The organism is Pseudomonas sp. PVC-3-1 (assembly GCF_057444315.1).
The window spans coordinates 3,041,116-3,058,455 of record NZ_CM172023.1; the positions used below are offsets into that span (position 1 = coordinate 3,041,116).

At 64.8% G+C, this 17,340-nt stretch carries 13 protein-coding genes; 11 read left to right on the forward strand and 2 right to left on the reverse strand.

Going from position 1 to position 17,340, the window contains the following annotated elements; all coding sequences use genetic code 11:
* The first annotated feature begins 84 nt into the window (after window positions 1-84).
* A complete protein-coding gene (locus AC2T4A_RS14335; protein ID WP_486743568.1) occupies window positions 85-708 on the forward strand; it encodes a helix-turn-helix domain-containing protein in 624 nt (207 codons plus the stop codon).
* Between the two features lie 6 nt (window positions 709-714).
* Here AC2T4A_RS14335 and AC2T4A_RS14340 read toward each other — a convergent pair whose 3' ends face one another.
* Together AC2T4A_RS14340 and AC2T4A_RS14345 are read right to left on the reverse strand one after the other, a co-directional pair.
* Window positions 715-3,591 carry a sensor domain-containing protein gene (locus AC2T4A_RS14340; protein ID WP_416745051.1) on the reverse strand — a complete coding sequence of 959 codons (2,877 nt, stop codon included), beginning with the start codon at window positions 3,589-3,591 and terminating at the stop codon, window positions 715-717.
* Between the two features lie 112 nt (window positions 3,592-3,703).
* Window positions 3,704-4,597, reverse strand: a complete 894-nt coding sequence (locus AC2T4A_RS14345) for a LysR family transcriptional regulator (protein WP_017520368.1) — start codon at window positions 4,595-4,597, stop codon at window positions 3,704-3,706.
* Between the two features lie 166 nt (window positions 4,598-4,763).
* Here AC2T4A_RS14345 and leuC point away from each other — a divergent pair, with 166 nt between their 5' ends.
* The 10 genes from leuC to AC2T4A_RS14395 all read left to right on the forward strand — a co-directional run bounded on the left by leuC (window position 4,764) and on the right by AC2T4A_RS14395 (window position 17,177).
* Window positions 4,764-6,191 (forward strand): 3-isopropylmalate dehydratase large subunit, encoded by a 1,428-nt coding sequence (gene leuC / locus AC2T4A_RS14350; protein ID WP_416745050.1) that lies wholly within the window; start codon window positions 4,764-4,766, stop codon window positions 6,189-6,191.
* Between the two features lie 11 nt (window positions 6,192-6,202).
* Window positions 6,203-6,847 carry a 3-isopropylmalate dehydratase small subunit gene (gene leuD, locus AC2T4A_RS14355; RefSeq protein ID WP_416745049.1) on the forward strand — a complete coding sequence of 215 codons (645 nt, stop codon included), beginning with the start codon at window positions 6,203-6,205 and terminating at the stop codon, window positions 6,845-6,847.
* 32 nt (window positions 6,848-6,879) lie between these two features.
* Complete coding sequence (locus tag AC2T4A_RS14360; protein ID WP_486743569.1) at window positions 6,880-7,644, forward strand: class I SAM-dependent methyltransferase; 765 nt, start codon at window positions 6,880-6,882, stop codon at window positions 7,642-7,644.
* 85 nt (window positions 7,645-7,729) lie between these two features.
* Window positions 7,730-8,812 carry a 3-isopropylmalate dehydrogenase gene (gene leuB / locus AC2T4A_RS14365; RefSeq protein WP_478377511.1) on the forward strand — a complete coding sequence of 361 codons (1,083 nt, stop codon included), beginning with the start codon at window positions 7,730-7,732 and terminating at the stop codon, window positions 8,810-8,812.
* An 80-nt stretch (window positions 8,813-8,892) separates the two neighbouring features.
* On the forward strand, window positions 8,893-10,005 hold the full coding sequence (gene asd, locus AC2T4A_RS14370) for an aspartate-semialdehyde dehydrogenase (RefSeq protein ID WP_045211887.1): 1,113 nt from the start codon (window positions 8,893-8,895) through the stop codon (window positions 10,003-10,005).
* A gap of 257 nt (window positions 10,006-10,262) precedes the next feature.
* Complete coding sequence (locus AC2T4A_RS14375) at window positions 10,263-11,453, forward strand: type IV pilus assembly protein FimV (protein ID WP_486743570.1); 1,191 nt, start codon at window positions 10,263-10,265, stop codon at window positions 11,451-11,453.
* A 95-nt stretch (window positions 11,454-11,548) separates the two neighbouring features.
* Complete coding sequence (locus tag AC2T4A_RS14380; protein WP_478377513.1) at window positions 11,549-12,559, forward strand: aspartate-semialdehyde dehydrogenase; 1,011 nt, start codon at window positions 11,549-11,551, stop codon at window positions 12,557-12,559.
* Between the two features lie 168 nt (window positions 12,560-12,727).
* On the forward strand, window positions 12,728-15,619 hold the full coding sequence (locus AC2T4A_RS14385; RefSeq protein ID WP_486743571.1) for a motility hub landmark protein FimV: 2,892 nt from the start codon (window positions 12,728-12,730) through the stop codon (window positions 15,617-15,619).
* Between the two features lie 19 nt (window positions 15,620-15,638).
* Window positions 15,639-16,496, forward strand: a complete 858-nt coding sequence (truA, locus tag AC2T4A_RS14390; RefSeq protein WP_478377515.1) for a tRNA pseudouridine(38-40) synthase TruA — start codon at window positions 15,639-15,641, stop codon at window positions 16,494-16,496.
* Between the two features lie 57 nt (window positions 16,497-16,553).
* On the forward strand, window positions 16,554-17,177 hold the full coding sequence (locus AC2T4A_RS14395) for a phosphoribosylanthranilate isomerase (RefSeq protein ID WP_416745042.1): 624 nt from the start codon (window positions 16,554-16,556) through the stop codon (window positions 17,175-17,177).
* The last annotated feature ends 163 nt before the right edge of the window (window positions 17,178-17,340 follow it).

A 17,340-nucleotide genomic window follows, 5' to 3' on the forward strand; every position in this document is an offset into this window, starting at 1 on the left:
TATGTGAGAAATCTAAGATATGAGAATTTTTGCGCCAAAGGCAAGGCCCGGTAAACTTTCGTTGGCCCCCTCACGAGATGTCCCATGAGCGAAACCGCCCAAGTACTACCCAAGCCCCAGCAACTGGATCGAGATGAAGTCGGTGCGCGCCTGCGGGCTGTTCGCAAGCAGCAGAAGCTGACCCTGAAACAGCTCTCGGACCTGTCTGGCGTGGCGGTTTCCACCCTGTCGAAGATGGAGCTGGCGCAGGTTGCGGTGAGCTACGACAAGCTGGCCGCTGCCGCCCGCGCCCTGCAGGTGGACATCGCCCAGTTGTTCCGTCCGCTGCCGCCCGTCGGGGCGCTCGCGGGGCTGAAGACTTTCGTGAAAACCCAGGTGGACGACACCGCGGGTTACGACACCGGCGGCTATGAGTACTACCCCATTGCCGGTGATTTCCCACAACGCAGCATGACGCCGCTGTACGCGCGCATTTTCGCCCGCGAGGTCGGTGAGTTCGATGATTTCGTCCGTCATCCCGGCCAGGAGTTCGCCATGGTGGTGTCCGGCCGGGTGCGTATCCAGTTCGAGACGGGCGAGTCAGTGAGCATCGGCACGCGTGAGACGGCCTATTTCGACAGCAGCGTCGGCCATCTGTACCTCAATGACGGCGAGGACGACGAGGCGCAGGTGATGGTGGTGATGTCAGAGCTGCGGCCCGCCGAATAGCGGGCCTCAGGTTGCCTGCTGGGTATCGCGGCGCGGCAGCAGTGCGATGAAGTCGTCCAGCGGCACCGGGCGGCTGAACAGGTAGCCCTGGTACAGGTGGCAACCCTGCTCGGCCAGCAGCGCCAACTGCTCTGGGGTTTCCACCCCTTCGGCCACCAGTTCCAGCCCCAGGCTGTGCCCCATGGCGACGATGGCGCGGACGATTTCCGCATCGTTGCTGTCGTTGGGCGCATCGCGCACGAAGCTTTGGTCGATCTTCAGGCTGTCCACCGGCAGGCGCTTGAGGTAGGTCAGCGATGAATAGCCGGTGCCGAAGTCGTCCATGGCGAACTGCACACCGGCTTCACGCAGGCGCTCCATGCGCGCGATGGTGTCGTCCAGTTGCTGGATCACAATGCCCTCGGTGATCTCCAGTTTCAGCAGGCTGGGAGGCAATCTGGTCTTGTGCAGCAGCGCCAGCAGGCGCTCGACGAAGTCGCTCTGGCGGAACTGCCGAGGGCTGATGTTCACGCTCAGGCTGAAATTCTCGATGTCGATGCGACCCTCGGCGAGGAGTTGCGCGCCGGTGCGGCAGGCTTCCTCGATGACCCATTGGCCGACTTCGACGATCAGACCGCTGTCCTCCAGCACGCGGATGAAACTGGCCGGTGATTGTGGGCCACGGGTCGGATGGCGCCATCGCAGCAACGCCTCGGCGCCGACGATGCGCGAATCGCGGGCGTCCACCTGCGGCTGGTAGTGCAGGTTGAATTCGCGGCGGGCGAGGGCCATGCGCAGGCCGTTCTCCAGGCGCAGGCGCTCGCTGGCGGCCTGCTGCATGGATTCGTGGAACAACTGCACGGTGTTCCGCCCGGCGTCCTTGGCGCGGTACATGGCGATGTCGGCGCGCTTGAGCAGGTCGTCCGGGGTCGCGCCGTCATCGGGGATCAGCGCGATGCCGATGCTCGGGGTGATCTGCAGGCGGTGGCCGTCCAGCAACATCGGTTCGGCCAGCAGGTCGCGCAGTTTTTCCGCCAGTTGGCGCACCTGCTGGGCGGTTTCCAGGCGGCTACCCTCGATGCCGGTGATCAGCACCACGAACTCGTCGCCGCCCAGGCGCGCCACGGTATCTTCCTGGCGCACGCTGGCCTCCAGGCGCGCGGTGACCATCTGCAGGATGGAATCGCCGACCGAGTGACCGAGCGAATCGTTGATGTGCTTGAAGTGGTCGAGGTCGAGGAACAGCAGGGCGCCGCGCAGGCTGTGGCGCTGCAGCAGGGCGATCTGCTGCTTGAGGCGGTCCATCAGCAGCGCGCGGTTGGGCAGGTCGGTCAGGGCATCGTGGTATGCGAGGTGCTGGATGCGCGCCTCGGCCTCACGCAGCTCGCTGGTGTCGCGGGCGGTGAGCAGCAGACAGTCCACGCCACCCAGTTCGATCGGCTCCACCGACACGTCCACCGTCTTGATCGTGCCGTCGCGGTGGCGGCCGCGCATTTCCAGGTGGTGCACGAAGCCGTCGCGGTTCAGCGCGGCGATCATGTTCAGCCGCTCGTCCGGGTCGGCCCAGATGTTCATCTCCAGTGAGGTTTGCCCCAGCACCTCCTCGGGGCGGAAACCTGTGAGGCGGTGGAAGCCCTCGTTGACCTCGATGTAGCGGCCCGACTCGCGCTCGGTAATGGTGATGGCGTCGGGGCTGGAGTGGAACGCCTTGGCGAACTTCTCCTGGCTGGCCTTGAGCGCTTCCTCGGCCTGCAGGCGCCGGGTGACATCGCGGAAGCTGGAGAGGATGCACAACTGGCGGTCGACCCAGATCAGTCGGCTGGCCACCATGCAGGTGATGGTCCGCCCATCGCGGGTGAGGAACTGCACTTCGACGTTCTGCAGCGAGTGGTCACGCATCAGTTGCTCGAACAGCCGCGAGCGTTGGTGATGGTCGGCCCAGAAGGTCACCTGGTGGGACGAACGGCCGATGATGTCCTCGGCGAGCCAGCCAAAGGTGCTGCAGAAGCTGGGGTTGACCTCGACGAACTCGCCGTCGCGTACTCGTGACACGCAGATCGGGTCCGGGCTGCCCTGGAACAGGCTGGCGAACTTTTCCTCCGAGGCCTGCAGGCTGCGTTCGCGGAGCACGCGTTCGGTGATATCGAGCAGGGTGCCCGCCATGCGCAGGGGCTTGCTGCGAGCATCGCGGTAGAGACGCGCGCGGCTTTCCAGGTAGCGCACTTCACCGGAGTCCAGCTGCGCGCGGTAGGTGAACTGGTAGTCGTTCTCCGGCCCACGGGCCAGTCGGGCGTAGGCCTGGCGCATGCGCTGGCGATCGGTCTTGTCGACGCAGGCGAAGAATTCACCGAAAGGCCCGTGGAAATCTCGGTCAGGCAATTCGTGCAGAACGGCGGCGCGGGCCGAACCGTAGAGCAGGCCGCTGGGAATGTGCCAGTCCCAGATGCCCAGTTGTGCCGAATCCAGCGCCAGGTCCAGACGCTCCTGGCTGTCGCGCAGGGCCTGCTCCTGGGCTCGGACGTGGGTGATGTCGCGTACCGTCAGCACCAGGCAGGGCTGTTCGTCCAGTTCAATCTGGCAGCCATAGACGCGAGCGCTGCGGATTTCACCGGTGCGGGTCAGCAAGGTGACTTCGAAGCCGTCGAGTTGCTGCTCGGCGGCGATCCTGTCGAGCATTCGCTGGCGCTCGTCGAGGCTGCGCCAGAGGCCGAGTTGCACCGATGTACGGCCAAGCGCTTCCTCGCGGCTCCAGCCGAAGCGGTCGACGAAACTGGCATTCAATTCGAGGAATTTTCCGCTGTCCCGGTCGGTGATGACCATGGCATCAGGCGCGGTATGAAAGGCTTTGGCGAACTGGTCCTGGCCGTCGGTAGCGAACGGAGGCGTGCGCGGGGCGCGGCTCATGCGGCGCTTCCCCGATGGCTGGCGGCGCCGACCAAGTGAGGCCGGCTAACGCGAAGTGGCGTGCGGACGGGCATTCGGGCCCCTTCTTCTAGTTCTGTCAGAACAATAGAGGTTAGGCCGCGACAGGCGCAAGCCCGGCTGCCTGGGCGTCGAGCAGGCGCATGAAGGCCCGGGCGGCGTTGGACAGCGTGCGCTCGGTATGCAGGATGTAGCCCAGCTGGCGGCTGAGCTGGATGTCCTGCAGCGGCAGGCGTACGACGCTGTCATCCAGCATCGTACGAGGCAGTACGCTCCAGGCCAGGCCGATGGAGACCATCATCTTGATGGTCTCCATGTAGTTGGTACTCATGCCGATGTTCGGTGTCAGGCCTTCAGCCTCGAACATGCGCCGCACGATGTGGTGGGTGAAGGTATTGCCGCCGGGGAATACCGCCGGGTGCCGCGCCACGTCGGCGAGGAATACCGGGCCCTGCACCGACAGCGGGTGCTCGGGGGCGGCAACGAAGTCCAGCGGGTCGTCCCACACCGGCACGGCGCGCACGGGTTCGGCAGTCTCAGGGGCAAGAGTGATGACGGCCAGCTCGGCGCGGCCGTGGAGAATTTCTTCGTAGGCCACTTCCGAGTCGCAGAACTGGATATCCAGCGCCACCTGCGGGTGGGCCTTGGTGAAGGCGCGCAGCAGCGGCGGCAGGCGGTGCAGGCCGATGTGGTGACTGGTGGCCAGGACCAGCCGGCCGCTCACTTCGCCGTTGAGGTTGGTCAGGGCGCGACGGGTGTCATCCAGTACGCTGAGGATCTGATAGGCGCGCGGCAGCAAGGCGCGACCGGACTCGGTCAGGGTAACTTCGCGGCCGACGCGGTCGAACAGACGTACGCCCAGCTGGTTCTCCAGGGCGGCAATGCGCTTGCTCACCGCCGGCTGGGTCAGGTGCAGGCGCTCGCCGGCCTCGGAGAAGCTGCCGGATTCGGCAATGGCGAGGAAGGTGTTGAGGCTGGTCAGATCCATGTCGACTCCCTGCGCTCTGGAAGCGGCGCCCGACTTTTATAACGCACCGTATTCCTCGTGGGAATCCTTTGGATAAAAAATATGAATTTGAGTTATTCAGTGCCTTTCCATAGGATCATCCCCACAAGCCCAAGGGGCATAGAAAGACGCTGATGAGGACTCTCTGATGGCCGGCAAGACGCTCTACGACAAACTCTGGGAAATGCACGAGGTGAAGCGCCGTGACGATGGTTCGTCGCTCATCTACATCGACCGCCACATCCTCCACGAAGTGACCTCGCCGCAGGCCTTCGAAGGTCTGCGCCTGGCTGGCCGCAAACCCTGGCGCATCGATGCGAACATCGCGACCCCGGACCACAACGTGCCGACCACCCAGGCCGAGCGCAAGGGCGGCCTGCAGGCTATTGCTGACGAAGTGTCGCGCATCCAGGTCCAGACCCTGGACGAAAACTGCGACGACTTCGGCATCCTCGAATTCAAGATGAACGACGTCCGCCAGGGCATCGTCCACGTGGTCGGCCCGGAGCAGGGCGCGACCCTGCCGGGCATGACCGTGGTCTGCGGCGACTCGCACACCTCGACCCACGGCGCCTTCGGTGCGCTGGCCCACGGTATCGGCACCTCCGAGGTGGAGCACGTGCTCGCCACCCAGTGCCTGGTTGCCAAGAAGATGAAGAACATGCAGGTCCGCGTGGAAGGCAAATTGCCCTTCGGCGTGACTGCCAAGGACATCGTCCTCGCGGTGATCGGCAAGATCGGCACCGCGGGCGGCAACGGCCATGCCCTGGAGTTCGCCGGCAGCGCCATACGTGACCTGTCCATGGAAGGCCGCATGACCATCTGCAACATGTCCATCGAGGCGGGCGCCCGCGTCGGCATGGTGGCGTGCGACGAGAAGACTGTCGAATACGTGAAGGGTCGTCCGTTCTCGCCGCAAGGCAGCGACTGGGCCAAGGCCGTGGAAGCCTGGAGCGATCTGGTTTCCGACGCCGATGCGCACTTCGACACCATCGTCGAGCTGCGTGCCGAGGACATCAAGCCGCAGGTCAGCTGGGGCACTTCGCCCGAGATGGTCCTCGCGGTGGACCAGAACGTGCCGGACCCGGCGGCCGAAGCCGATGCGGTCAAGCGCGATTCCATCGTCCGCGCCCTGAAGTACATGGGCCTGAACGCCAACCAGGCGATCACCGATATCCAGCTGGACCGCGTGTTCATCGGCTCCTGCACCAACTCGCGCATCGAAGACCTGCGCGCCGCAGCCGCCGTGGCCAAGGGCCGCAAGGTCGCTGCCACCGTCAAGCAGGCGCTGGTTGTGCCGGGCTCGGGCCTGGTGAAAGCCCAGGCCGAACAGGAAGGCCTGGACAAGATATTCATCGAAGCCGGTTTCGAATGGCGCGAACCGGGCTGCTCCATGTGCCTGGCGATGAACCCGGACCGCCTGGAAAGTGGCGAGCATTGCGCTTCCACCTCCAACCGCAACTTCGAAGGCCGCCAGGGCGCCGGTGGTCGTACCCATCTGGTGAGCCCGGCAATGGCCGCCGCGGCTGCCGTGACCGGTCGTTTCATCGACGTACGTGAATTGATGCAGGCCTGAGGAGACCGAACATGAAAGCCTTTACCCAGCACACCGGCCTCGTCGCGCCGCTCGACCGCGCCAACGTCGACACCGACCAGATCATCCCCAAGCAATTCCTCAAGTCGATCAAGCGCACCGGCTTCGGCCCGAACCTGTTCGACGAGTGGCGCTACCTCGACGTGGGTCAGCCGAACCAGGACAACTCCAAGCGCCCGGTGAACAAGGACTTCGTCCTCAACTTCCCGCGCTTCCAGGGTGCCAGCGTGTTGCTGGCCCGTGAGAACTTCGGCTGCGGCTCCTCCCGCGAGCACGCGCCGTGGGCGCTGGACGAGTACGGTTTCCGCACGGTGATCGCGCCGAGCTTCGCCGACATCTTCTTCAACAACAGCTTCAAGAACGGCCTGCTGCCGATCATCCTGAAGGACGAAGAAGTGGACGAGCTGTTCGCCCAGTGCGAAGCGACCGAGGGTTACCAGCTGACCGTCGACCTCGCCGCGCAGACCGTGACCCGCCCGGACGGCAAGCAGTACAGCTTCGAAGTGGACGCGTTCCGCAAGCACTGCCTGCTCAACGGCCTGGACGACATCGGCCTGACCTTGCAGGACGCCGAGGCCATCCGCAGTTTCGAAGGTGGCTATAAACAGCAGCAACCCTGGTTGTTCCGCGACGCCTGATGGCCGTTGCACCACTCAGTAAGGAGAGCAGCATGACCGAGAGTCGTCACGAGCAAGTGGTCCAGCGCCAGTTCGGCGCCCAGGCCAACGCTTACCTGACCAGCGCCGTACACGCCCAGGGTGAAGAATTCGCCCAGCTGCGTGAGCGACTGTCGACGACTACCGGTGCGCGCGTGCTCGACCTGGGGTGCGGGGCAGGGCACGTGAGCTTCAACGTCGCGCCGCTGGCCGGCGAAGTGGTGGCTTACGACCTGTCCCAGCAGATGCTCGATGTGGTGGCCTCGGCCGCCGCCGAGCGCGGCCTGGGCAACATCGCCACGCGCTGTGGTGCTGCCGAGCAACTGCCGTTCGAGGATGGCGAGTTCGATTTCGTCTTCAGCCGCTATTCTGCGCACCACTGGCGGGATGTCGGTCAGGCGCTGCGCGAAGTGCGCCGGGTGCTCAAGCCGGGCGGCGCGGTCTGCTTCATCGATGTCGCGGCGCCGGGCTTGCCTCTGCTGGACACCTATCTGCAGACTGTCGAGGTCCTGCGCGACACCAGCCACGTGCGTGATTACTCGCCTTCGGAGTGGGCGCGCCTGGTCGGCGAGGCCGGCCTTGCGGTGACCGCCGCCAAGCGCCAGCGGCTGCGTCTGGAGTTCACTTCCTGGGTCGAGCGCATGCGCACTCCCGAGGTGATGCGCCAGGCCATTCGTGCCTTGCAGCTTTCGATGGGCGATGAGGTGCGCGAGTATTTCGAGATCGACGCCGAGGGCTCCTTCAGCACCGACGTGCTGGTGCTCTGGGCGGAGCGCTGAGTTCAGTTTTTGACCGCTCCGGGTGGCTTGCGCCGCCCGGAGCGTTACGTTTTTTGCCAAGCGACTTTTTAAAGTGAGCAGAGAGATGAGCAAACAGATTCTGGTTCTCCCCGGCGACGGTATCGGCCCGGAAATCATGGCCGAAGCGGTCAAGGTGCTGGAACTGGCCAACGACAAGTTCGGCCTGGGCTTCGAACTGACCGAAGACGTGATCGGCGGCGCGGCCATCGACAAGCACGGCGTACCGCTGGCCGACGAGACCCTGGAACGCGCGCGTAACTCCGACGCGGTTCTGCTGGGCGCCGTGGGCGGCCCGAAGTGGGACAAGATCGAGCGTGACATCCGCCCCGAGCGCGGCCTGCTGAAGATCCGCTCGCAACTGGGCCTGTTCGGCAACCTGCGTCCGGCCATCCTCTACCCGCAACTGGCCGATGCCTCCAGCCTGAAGCCCGAAGTGGTCGCCGGCCTGGACATCCTCATCGTTCGCGAGCTGACCGGCGGCATCTACTTCGGCCAACCGCGTGAACAGCGCGTGCTGGAGAACGGCGAGCGCCAGGCGTACGACACCCTGCCGTACAGCGAGAGCGAAATCCGCCGCATCGCCCGCGTCGGCTTCGACATGGCCCGCGTGCGCGGCAAGAAGCTGTGCTCGGTGGACAAGGCCAACGTCCTGGCCTCCAGCCAGCTGTGGCGCGAAGTGGTCGAGGAAGTCGCCAAGGACTACCCGGACATCGAGCTGTCGCACATGTACGTCGACAACGCCGCCATGCAGTTGGTCCGCGCACCCAAGCAATTCGACGTGATGGTGACCGACAACATGTTCGGCGACATCCTGTCGGATGAGGCTTCCATGCTCACCGGCTCCATCGGCATGCTGCCGTCCGCCTCCCTGGATTCGAATAACAAGGGCATGTACGAGCCTTGCCACGGTTCCGCACCGGACATCGCCGGCAAGGGTATCGCCAACCCGCTGGCGACCATCCTCTCGGTCTCGATGATGCTGCGTTACACCTTCAACGAAGGCGCCGCTGCCGACGCCATCGAGAAGGCCGTGAGCCTGGTGCTTGACCAGGGCCTGCGTACCGGTGACATCTGGTCCGAAGGCTGCACCAAGGTCGGTACTCGCGAAATGGGTGATGCGGTAGTCGCGGCTCTGCGGAATCTGTAATCTGTCCGGCTCGCTCGTTCCCGCGCTCTTGTAGGAAAGCGGGAACGACGGCCCTCTAAATATTTGAAGGTGTAGTAGCGATGAAGCGTGTAGGTCTGATCGGTTGGCGTGGCATGGTGGGTTCGGTGCTCATGCAGCGGATGCTGGAAGAGCGGGACTTCGACCTGATCGAGCCGGTGTTCTTCACCACCTCCAACGTGGGTGGCGAAGGTCCGTCCATTGGCAAGGACATTGCCCCCCTCAAAGACGCCTACAGCATCGAGGAGCTGAAAACCCTCGACGTCATCCTGACCTGCCAGGGCGGCGACTACACCAGCGAAGTCTTCCCCAAACTGCGTGAAGCCGGCTGGCAGGGCTACTGGATCGACGCCGCCTCCAGCCTGCGCATGCAGGATGACGCGGTCATCGTCCTCGACCCGGTGAACCGCAAGGTCATCGACAACTCGCTGGACGCCGGCACCAAGAACTACATCGGCGGCAACTGCACCGTCAGCCTGATGCTGATGGCTCTGGGCGGCCTGTTCGAAGCCGGCCTGGTCGAGTGGATGAGCGCCATGACCTATCAGGCGGCCTCGGGCGCCGGCGCGCAGAACATGCGCGAGCTGATCAAGCAGATGGGCGCCATCAATGCTTCCGTCGCCGATGACCTGGCCAACCCGTCCAGCGCCATCCTCGACATCGATCGCAAGGTCGCCGAAGCCATCCGCAGCGACGCCATGCCCACCGAGAACTTCGGCGCGCCGCTGGCCGGCAGCCTGATCCCGTGGATCGACAAGGAACTGCCCAACGGCCAGAGCCGCGAAGAGTGGAAAGGCCAGGCGGAGACCAACAAGATCCTCGGCCGCTTCAAGAACCCGATCCCGGTGGATGGCATCTGCGTGCGCATCGGCGCCATGCGTTGCCACAGCCAGGCGCTGACCATCAAGCTGAACAAGGATGTGCCCATCGCGGACATCGAAGGCCTGATCAGCCAGCACAATCCCTGGGTCAAGCTGATCCCGAACCAGCGCGAGATCAGCATGCGCGAACTGACTCCGGCAGCCGTTACCGGCACGCTGAGCGTTCCGGTGGGTCGTCTGCGCAAGCTCAACATGGGCACTCAGTACCTGGGCGCCTTCACCGTTGGCGACCAACTGCTGTGGGGCGCTGCTGAGCCGCTGCGCCGCATGCTGCGCATCCTGCTCGAGCGTTGATTCGCTCCTGAGTGCGGACTCCACGACGCCGGCCTTGAGCCGGCGTCGTGCTTTGTGGAGCACGAGAAGTTCCCGGCGTGTAGGTGAACCGCCGCACAAAAATGCCAGTCCGTTGGGTTGTCGGCTCTTTGGCGCCAGTTTCTGTGACGCACCCGGAAAAGCCACCGGGAACCAGTCGCTATCCTCGCAGCCCGTCCATGGGGACAGGTTTCGGCGCGCCTTTTCGCGCCGGCCGATGGCAAGCAGCGGGGGAGAAAATGGTTCGGTTGCACAGATTGTGGTTGGCGACGGCAGTCGCCGCGGCGTTCATGCCGGGCATGGCCGGCGCCCTGGAACTGGGCGACATTTCCTCGCGGGCGGCGTTGGGACAGAACCTCTCGGCCAATATCGACCTGCGCGGCGCGGCTGACCTGAGCTCCGAGGAGGTCTTGGTGACCCTCGCCTCGGCAGAGGACTTCGAGCGCCTGGGCGTGGATCGCAACGTCGTCACCAGCGGTTTGAAGTTCACCCCCGATCTTGGCAAGAACGGCCGTGGTGTCATCCACGTCAGCTCGTCCAAGCCAATTCGCGAGCCCTACGTGAACTTCGTCCTCCAGGTCGTCTGGCCGCAGGGTCGCCTGGTGCGTGAATTCACCTTGCTGCTGGACCCGCCAACCTATGTGGCCAGCCCGGTGACGCCGCCGTCGGTCGCACCGGTGGTTGCTGCGGTTCGTGCGCCGCAGATGCAAGCGCTGGCGCCGGCTGTGGCCAATGTGCCGGCAGACAGCTATCGCATCCAGCGCAATGATGCGCTGTGGGACATCGCTTCGCGCAATCGCCCGTCCAGCGGCGTCTCGGTCATGCAGACCATGGCGGCGATCCAGCGGATGAACCCCGACGCCTTCGTCGACGGCAACATCAATCGCCTGAAGGTCGGCCAGGTGCTGCGCCTGCCCGACGAGCAGCAGGTTCGCGAGCAGAGCCATGCCCAGGCAGTGGCGCACGTGGAAACCCAGAATTCCGAGTGGAAGGCCAAGCGCAATCCGCAGCTGGCCCAGCAGGGACGCCAGCTGGACGCAACCCACAAGGCCGAAGCGGGCAGCGCGCCGGCGAAGGCTGAGGAGCGCGACAACCTGCGCCTGGTCTCCGGTCAGCCGGGTAAAGACAAGGGCAAGGTCGAGACGGAACAGTTGGCCGTCGCCCAGGAGGGCCTGGACAGCGCGCGTCGCGAAGGCGACGAACTGCGTAGCCGGATTTCCGATCTGGAAAGCCAGACGCAAAAGCTGAACAAGCTGATCGAACTGAAGGACTCGCAGATTGCCGGCCTGATCGCGCGCCTGGCCGAGCAGGATCGCGTCAAGGCTCAGGCTGCCCCGGCGGCGGGCAATCCCCAGGCCGCGGCAGGGGAGGTCGCCCAGGTGTCCGCGCCGCTGACCGCCCAGGCTACCGGGGGTGAGCCGCGGCCCTGACCTGCGGCGATAGGCGGCGGAGCCCTCGATTGCTTCGTCGCCGGTGGGGGCAGTAAAGTGCTGCGCTACTTTTCCCACCGATTTGAGACACTTCGATGCCTGAAACACTCGACATCGCCGTAGTTGGCGCCACTGGACTCGTTGGCGAGGCTTTGGTCGAACTGCTGGAAGAGCGTGACTTCCCTGTCGCCAACCTGTACCTGCTGGCCAGTGGCGAATCCGCCGGCAAGTCGGTGGCCTTCCGCGGACGCAACATCCGGGTTGGCAAGCTCGATGATTTCGATTTCGCCAAGGTGCGTCTGGCCTTCCTCTCGGTAGGCGCCGACGCCGCTGCCGATTGCGCCGCTCGCGCCGGCCAGGCTGGCTGCAGCGTGATCGATCTGAGTGGTGCGTCGTTGACCAATACTGCTGCGCTGTTGGCTCAAGCCTGCGTGAATGGCGATGCCGTCGAATCCTTGCAGGTTCCTGCTCTGATTGCCGCTCCGGCAGCGCCTGCCGCCGAGGTTGCCGAGGTGCTTGCGGCATTGCGCGGTGTGCTGGAGCTTCGCCAGGTCACGGTGAGTGCCTGCCTGTCCGCCTCCGCGCTGGGGCGCGAAGGTGTGCAGGAGTTGGCGCGACAGACTGCCGAGCTGCTCAATGCCCGCCCGCTGGAGCCACGCCTGGTGGACCGCCAGTTCGCCTTCAACATGCTGGCGCAGGTGGGTGGCGTCGACGAGCAGGGCTATTCGGTGGTTGAGCGCCGCATCGCGGCCGAGCTCACTGTCCTGTTCCCTGAGCTGAAGGACGGCCTGAGCGTGACCTGTAGTCTGGCGCCGGTGTTCTTCGGCGATACGCTGATGCTATCTATCAAGGCGGCGGCGCCGGTTTCCCTGTCCGCTGTCACCGCGGCGCTGGAGGCGGCGGAGGGCATCGAGCTGGTGGAAGACGATTACCCGACTGTCATCGGCGATGCGCAGGGGCAGGATAGTGTTTATGTCGGCCGCCTTCGGAACGGTCTGACAGATTCGTGCGAACTGAATTTGTGGATTGCGTCAGATAATGTGAGAAAAGGCGCAGCCCTAAATGCTGTGAACTTGGGCGAATTGTTGATAAAACACTATCTGTAAAAGATACTTACCGAATATTTGAAGAAGTATTCTAGCTTGGCAATACTGGCCGGGAACGTCGCTGACAGGGGAGAGCACCGCCGTGAAAACGGAGGGTGTAGTGGGCAGCGGCGCCCGATAGACGTTGTTCTAATCCAGAAAAAAGCTATTAAAACAAGGGATTACTATATGGTCCGGCTTCGCAAACTGGTGCAGGCAATCGCAGCTGCTTCGGCACTGACCTCGGGCATGGCACATGCGCTGGGGTTGGGGGATATCCACCTGCGTTCGGCGCTGAACCAGCCGCTGGATGCCGAGATCGACCTGGTCGAAGTTCGCGATCTGTCCGCGGCCGAGGTAATCCCGAAGCTGGCATCGCCGGAAGACTTCAACAAGGCGGGCGTCGACCGTCAGTACTTCCTGACCGGGCTCAAGTTCACGCCTATCGTCAAGCCCAATGGCAAGAGCGTCATTCGCGTCACCTCCGACCGGCCGGTGCAGGAACCCTACCTGAACTTCCTCGTGGAAGTGATGTGGCCTAACGGCCGGCTGCTGCGCGAGTACACCGTGCTGCTCGACCCGCCACTGTATTCCCCGCAGACCGCCGCCGCCGTGCCGCGCGCGCCGATGGCCGTCCCTGCGCCGGTGGCGCGTCCGTCCGCCACTGCCGCGCCGCGCCCGGTTGCCGCTCCGGCGCCTGCCCGCAGCGCCGCCCCGGCTGCAGCCGCTCCGAGCTCGCGCCGCATCGACGGCAACGAGTACCGCACCGGCAAGAATGACACCCTCTGGGAAATCGCCGCCCGTGCGCGCCCGGATGGCAGCGTTTCCGTCCAGCAGACCATGCTGGCGATCCAGGACCTCAATCCGGATGCTTTCCTCGGCGGCAACATCAACCGTCTGAAGAGTGGCCAGGTGCTGCGTCTGCCCGATGCCGAGCAGATCAAGGCGCGCACCCAGCCGACCGCCGAAACCGAAGTCAAACAGCAATACACCGCCTGGCGCGAAGGCCGCAGCCTGCCTGCCGGTGGCGCACGTCAACTGGATGCCACGCCTCGCGCCAACGCCGGTAATGCTCCGGCCCAGGCTGAAACCAAGGACAGCCTGCGTCTGCTCTCCGGCGAGAACGGCAAGGCCAAGGGCGGTGACAAGGGCAGCAAGGACGGCCAGGCCGTCGCTGACAAGCTGGCCGTCACCAAGGAAAGCCTCGACAGCACCCGTCGCGAGAACGACGAGCTGACCGGCCGCATGACCGACCTGCAGAGCCAGATGGACAAGCTGCAGAAGCTCATCGCACTCAAGGATGCGCAACTGGCGAAGCTGCAGAGCGAACTGGGCAGCGACAAGGGCGCCGCGGCCAATGGTGCCGCCGTGCCGGTGCCGGGCACCGATTCGGCCGCCCAGCCGGTGACGCCGCCTGCGCCTGCCGCAGAGCAGCCGGTCGCGCCGGCTCCCGCTGGCGATGCAGGCACTCCGCCGGCTCCTGCCGCCGAGGCGCAACCGCAACCCGCTCCTGCTCCGGTCGCGCCGGCCCCTGCGGCCGAGGCGAAGAAACCCGAGCCCGCTCCGGCGCCGGTGGCAGCGCCGGCCGTGCAGTCCGAGACCAGCTTCATCGATGAGGTCCTGGCCAACCCGATCTGGCTGGGCGCCATCGCCGGCAGTGCACTGCTGGCGCTGCTGGTCCTGCTGATGATCATTTCCCGCCGTCGCGCCGCCAAGGAGCAGGAAAGCCTCGCTGCCTATGCCGGTGATGATGAGCCGCATCTCGATGACGACCTGACTCTTGCCGGCAGCGAGCTGGACACCCTGGACGTACCGCAGGCGGCCGAAGTTGCCGCCCCGGCACAGGCTGCTCCGGAGCGCGTTGCTGCTCAAACCAGTGATGCGCTGGGCGAGGCAGACATCTACATCGCCTATGGTCGCTTCAATCAGGCTGCCGAGCTGCTGCAGGGCGCCATCTACGACGAGCCGCAGCGCACCGATCTGCGTCTGAAACTGATGGAGGTCTACGCCGAGATCGGTGACCGTGAAGGCTTTGCCCGTCAGGAAAACGAGCTGCGTGAGATCGGCGGCGCCGAGCCGCAGGTAGAACAACTGAAATCCCGCTACCCGGGCATGGTCGTCCTGGCGGCTGTGGGTGGCGGTCTGGCCGCGGCCGCAGCGACTTCCGACGACGATCTCGACGGGTTCAGCCTGGACGATTTCGCCATCGATAGCCCGTCTGCCAATAGCCCGGCCGCCGCAGTCGAACCTGCCGTGCAGCCCCATGGCGACCTGGACGATGCTTTCGACCTGGCGCTGGACGATCTGGAGCTGGGCGACGACAAGCCTGCCGCTCCGGCCGCCGCGCAGGGCGATGAGCTGTCCTTCGGCAGCTTCGACCTGGATGATGACCTGACCCTGGGCGGCTCGCCGGCCGCAGCGCCGAGTACCAAGGTCGAGGACGATTTCGCCTTCGACCTGGACCTGCCGGAGGCGCCTGCCGCCAAGGTTGAGGCTCCGTCGCTGGTCGACGACCTGAGCGACTTCTCCCTGGATCTGGACAAGGACCTGGAGAAGGACGGCCCCTCCACCCTGGCATCGGCGGAAGATGATTTCCTGCTGGGCCTGGACGACGACACCGCATCGCTGTCCGGCGTGAGCCCCGAGGAGTTCAGCCTGGATATCGAGAGCAAGGCGCCGCAGGCCGACGACCTGCCGGACGACTTCGACCTGTCCCTGGCGGATGACGAGCAGGCACCGGCCAAGGCCGACGACAGCTTCGCTGCCCAGTTGGATGAGGTCAGCGCCGAGCTGGACCGTCTCTCCGCGCAGAACGACGAGCCGCAGGCTCCGGTCGAGTCGCTGGCAGAAGAAAGCTTCGCTGCAAGCGATCTGGACCTGTCGGGCGAGAGTGCCGACGACGAAGACGATTTCGACTTCCTCTCCGGCGCTGACGAAGCGGCCACCAAACTCGACCTGGCGCGTGCCTACATTGACATGGGTGACACTGAAGGCGCCCGCGACATCCTCGATGAAGTACTCACCGAGGGTAACGACAACCAGCAGCAGGAAGCGCGCGAATTGCTCGGGCGTATCGCCTGAGCCGGAAGGCTCCAGATAGATGATTGAAGCAGTACCCTCAGCGGCGGCCGAATCGGCCGCCGTTGGCGTTTCCAGGATTGCCCTGGGCGTCGAATTCAAAGGTTCGCGTTATCGCGGTTGGCAGCGCCAGGAAAATGGTGTGCCGACCGTGCAGGGCGCGCTGGAAAAAGCTCTGTCCCGGGTGGCTGATCACCCGGTTTCGCTGATGTGTGCGGGTCGCACTGATGCGCTGGTGCACGCAAGCGGGCAGGTGGTGCATTTCGACACCACCGCCGAGCGTTCGCTCATCGCCTGGGTCATGGGCACCAATGCCAACCTGCCCGGCGACATCAGCGTGACCTGGGCCAAGGTGATGCCGGCGCATTTCCATGCGCGCTTCACCGCCATGGCGCGGCGCTATCGCTACGTGATCTACAACGACCAGATACGCCCGGCGCATATGGCCGAAGAGGTCACCTGGAACCACCGTCCGCTGGATGTCTCGCGCATGCGCGAAGCGGCCCGCGCGCTGGTCGGTACCCACGACTTCACCTCGTTCCGCGCGGTGCAGTGCCAGGCCAAGTCGGCGGTGAAAACGGTGCATCATCTGGAGGTGATCGAGCACGGGCGCTTTATTGTGCTGGATGTCCGTGCCAACGCGTTCCTGCACCACATGGTGCGCAACTTTGCCGGGATGCTGATGACCATCGGCGCCGGTGAACGCCCGGTGGAATGGGCGGCCGAAGCGCTGGCCGCGCGCGATCGGCGTGCCAGCGGCATTACCGCGCATCCGTACGGGCTGTACCTGGTGAGCGTGGAATACCCCGAGGAATTCGTCTTGCCCGAGCGCTACCTGGGGCCACATTTCCTTTCAAGTTTGCCGGATATCGTCGGCTGACGATGCCGGGGTCATTTGCTACCATCGATCGATCACTTGCCTGAAGGTTGCTGCATCTTGTCAGCCGTTCGCATCAAAATCTGCGGTATTACCCGAGTCGAGGATGCCCTGGCCGCCGCCGAGGCGGGTGCCGACGCCATTGGTCTGGTGTTCTACGCCAAGAGCCCGCGCGCGGTGAGCATCCAGCAGGCGCGGGCCATCGTTGCCGCGCTGCCGCCGTTCGTCAGCACTGTTGGGCTGTTCGTTGATGCCAGTCGCTGCGAGCTGGGCGAAATTCTCGATGCGGTGCCGCTGGACATCCTGCAGTTCCATGGCGACGAGACGCCCGAGGCCTGCTCCGGCTGGCACAAGCGCTACATGAAGGCCCTGCGGGTGAAGCCCGGTGATGATGTGGCGGCGCAGATCGCGAAGTATCCGCAGGCCAGTGGGTTCCTCCTGGATACCTACGTTGAAGGCGTTCCCGGTGGAACCGGGCTGGCTTTCGACTGGTCCCTGGTGCCGAAGGATGTGCAGCGTCCGCTGATCCTGGCTGGCGGGCTCACGGTCGGCAACGTGGCCGATGCAATCGCCCAGGTGCGTCCGTACGCCGTGGATGTGAGCGGCGGAGTGGAGGCGAGCAAGGGCATCAAGGATGCGCAGAAGATCCGCGATTTCATCGCGCAATGTCGTTCGGTGGCGTGACGCGGAATCTTCATGTGACGACGAGCGGCCTGCCGCCGTCCACTACCCAGTCGCTGCCTGCGGGTAGCGCTGGGAGTCGCAGCAGGAAGACCTGCCCACCGACGCCCCGCATCGAGTGCTGTATCCGTGGTGACGCCCCAGGCGGCGCCTTTGTTTGCGAGGG

Coding starts and splice junctions, on each gene's coding strand:
- AC2T4A_RS14335 (WP_486743568.1), top strand. CDS start 85: ATGAGCGAAACCGCCCAAGTACTACCCAAGCCCCAGCAACTGGATCGA.
- AC2T4A_RS14340 (WP_416745051.1), bottom strand. CDS start 3,591: ATGAGCCGCGCCCCGCGCACGCCTCCGTTCGCTACCGACGGCCAGGAC.
- AC2T4A_RS14345 (WP_017520368.1), bottom strand. CDS start 4,597: ATGGATCTGACCAGCCTCAACACCTTCCTCGCCATTGCCGAATCCGGC.
- leuC (WP_416745050.1), top strand. CDS start 4,764: ATGGCCGGCAAGACGCTCTACGACAAACTCTGGGAAATGCACGAGGTG.
- leuD (WP_416745049.1), top strand. CDS start 6,203: ATGAAAGCCTTTACCCAGCACACCGGCCTCGTCGCGCCGCTCGACCGC.
- AC2T4A_RS14360 (WP_486743569.1), top strand. CDS start 6,880: ATGACCGAGAGTCGTCACGAGCAAGTGGTCCAGCGCCAGTTCGGCGCC.
- leuB (WP_478377511.1), top strand. CDS start 7,730: ATGAGCAAACAGATTCTGGTTCTCCCCGGCGACGGTATCGGCCCGGAA.
- asd (WP_045211887.1), top strand. CDS start 8,893: ATGAAGCGTGTAGGTCTGATCGGTTGGCGTGGCATGGTGGGTTCGGTG.
- AC2T4A_RS14375 (WP_486743570.1), top strand. CDS start 10,263: ATGGTTCGGTTGCACAGATTGTGGTTGGCGACGGCAGTCGCCGCGGCG.
- AC2T4A_RS14380 (WP_478377513.1), top strand. CDS start 11,549: ATGCCTGAAACACTCGACATCGCCGTAGTTGGCGCCACTGGACTCGTT.
- AC2T4A_RS14385 (WP_486743571.1), top strand. CDS start 12,728: ATGGTCCGGCTTCGCAAACTGGTGCAGGCAATCGCAGCTGCTTCGGCA.
- truA (WP_478377515.1), top strand. CDS start 15,639: ATGATTGAAGCAGTACCCTCAGCGGCGGCCGAATCGGCCGCCGTTGGC.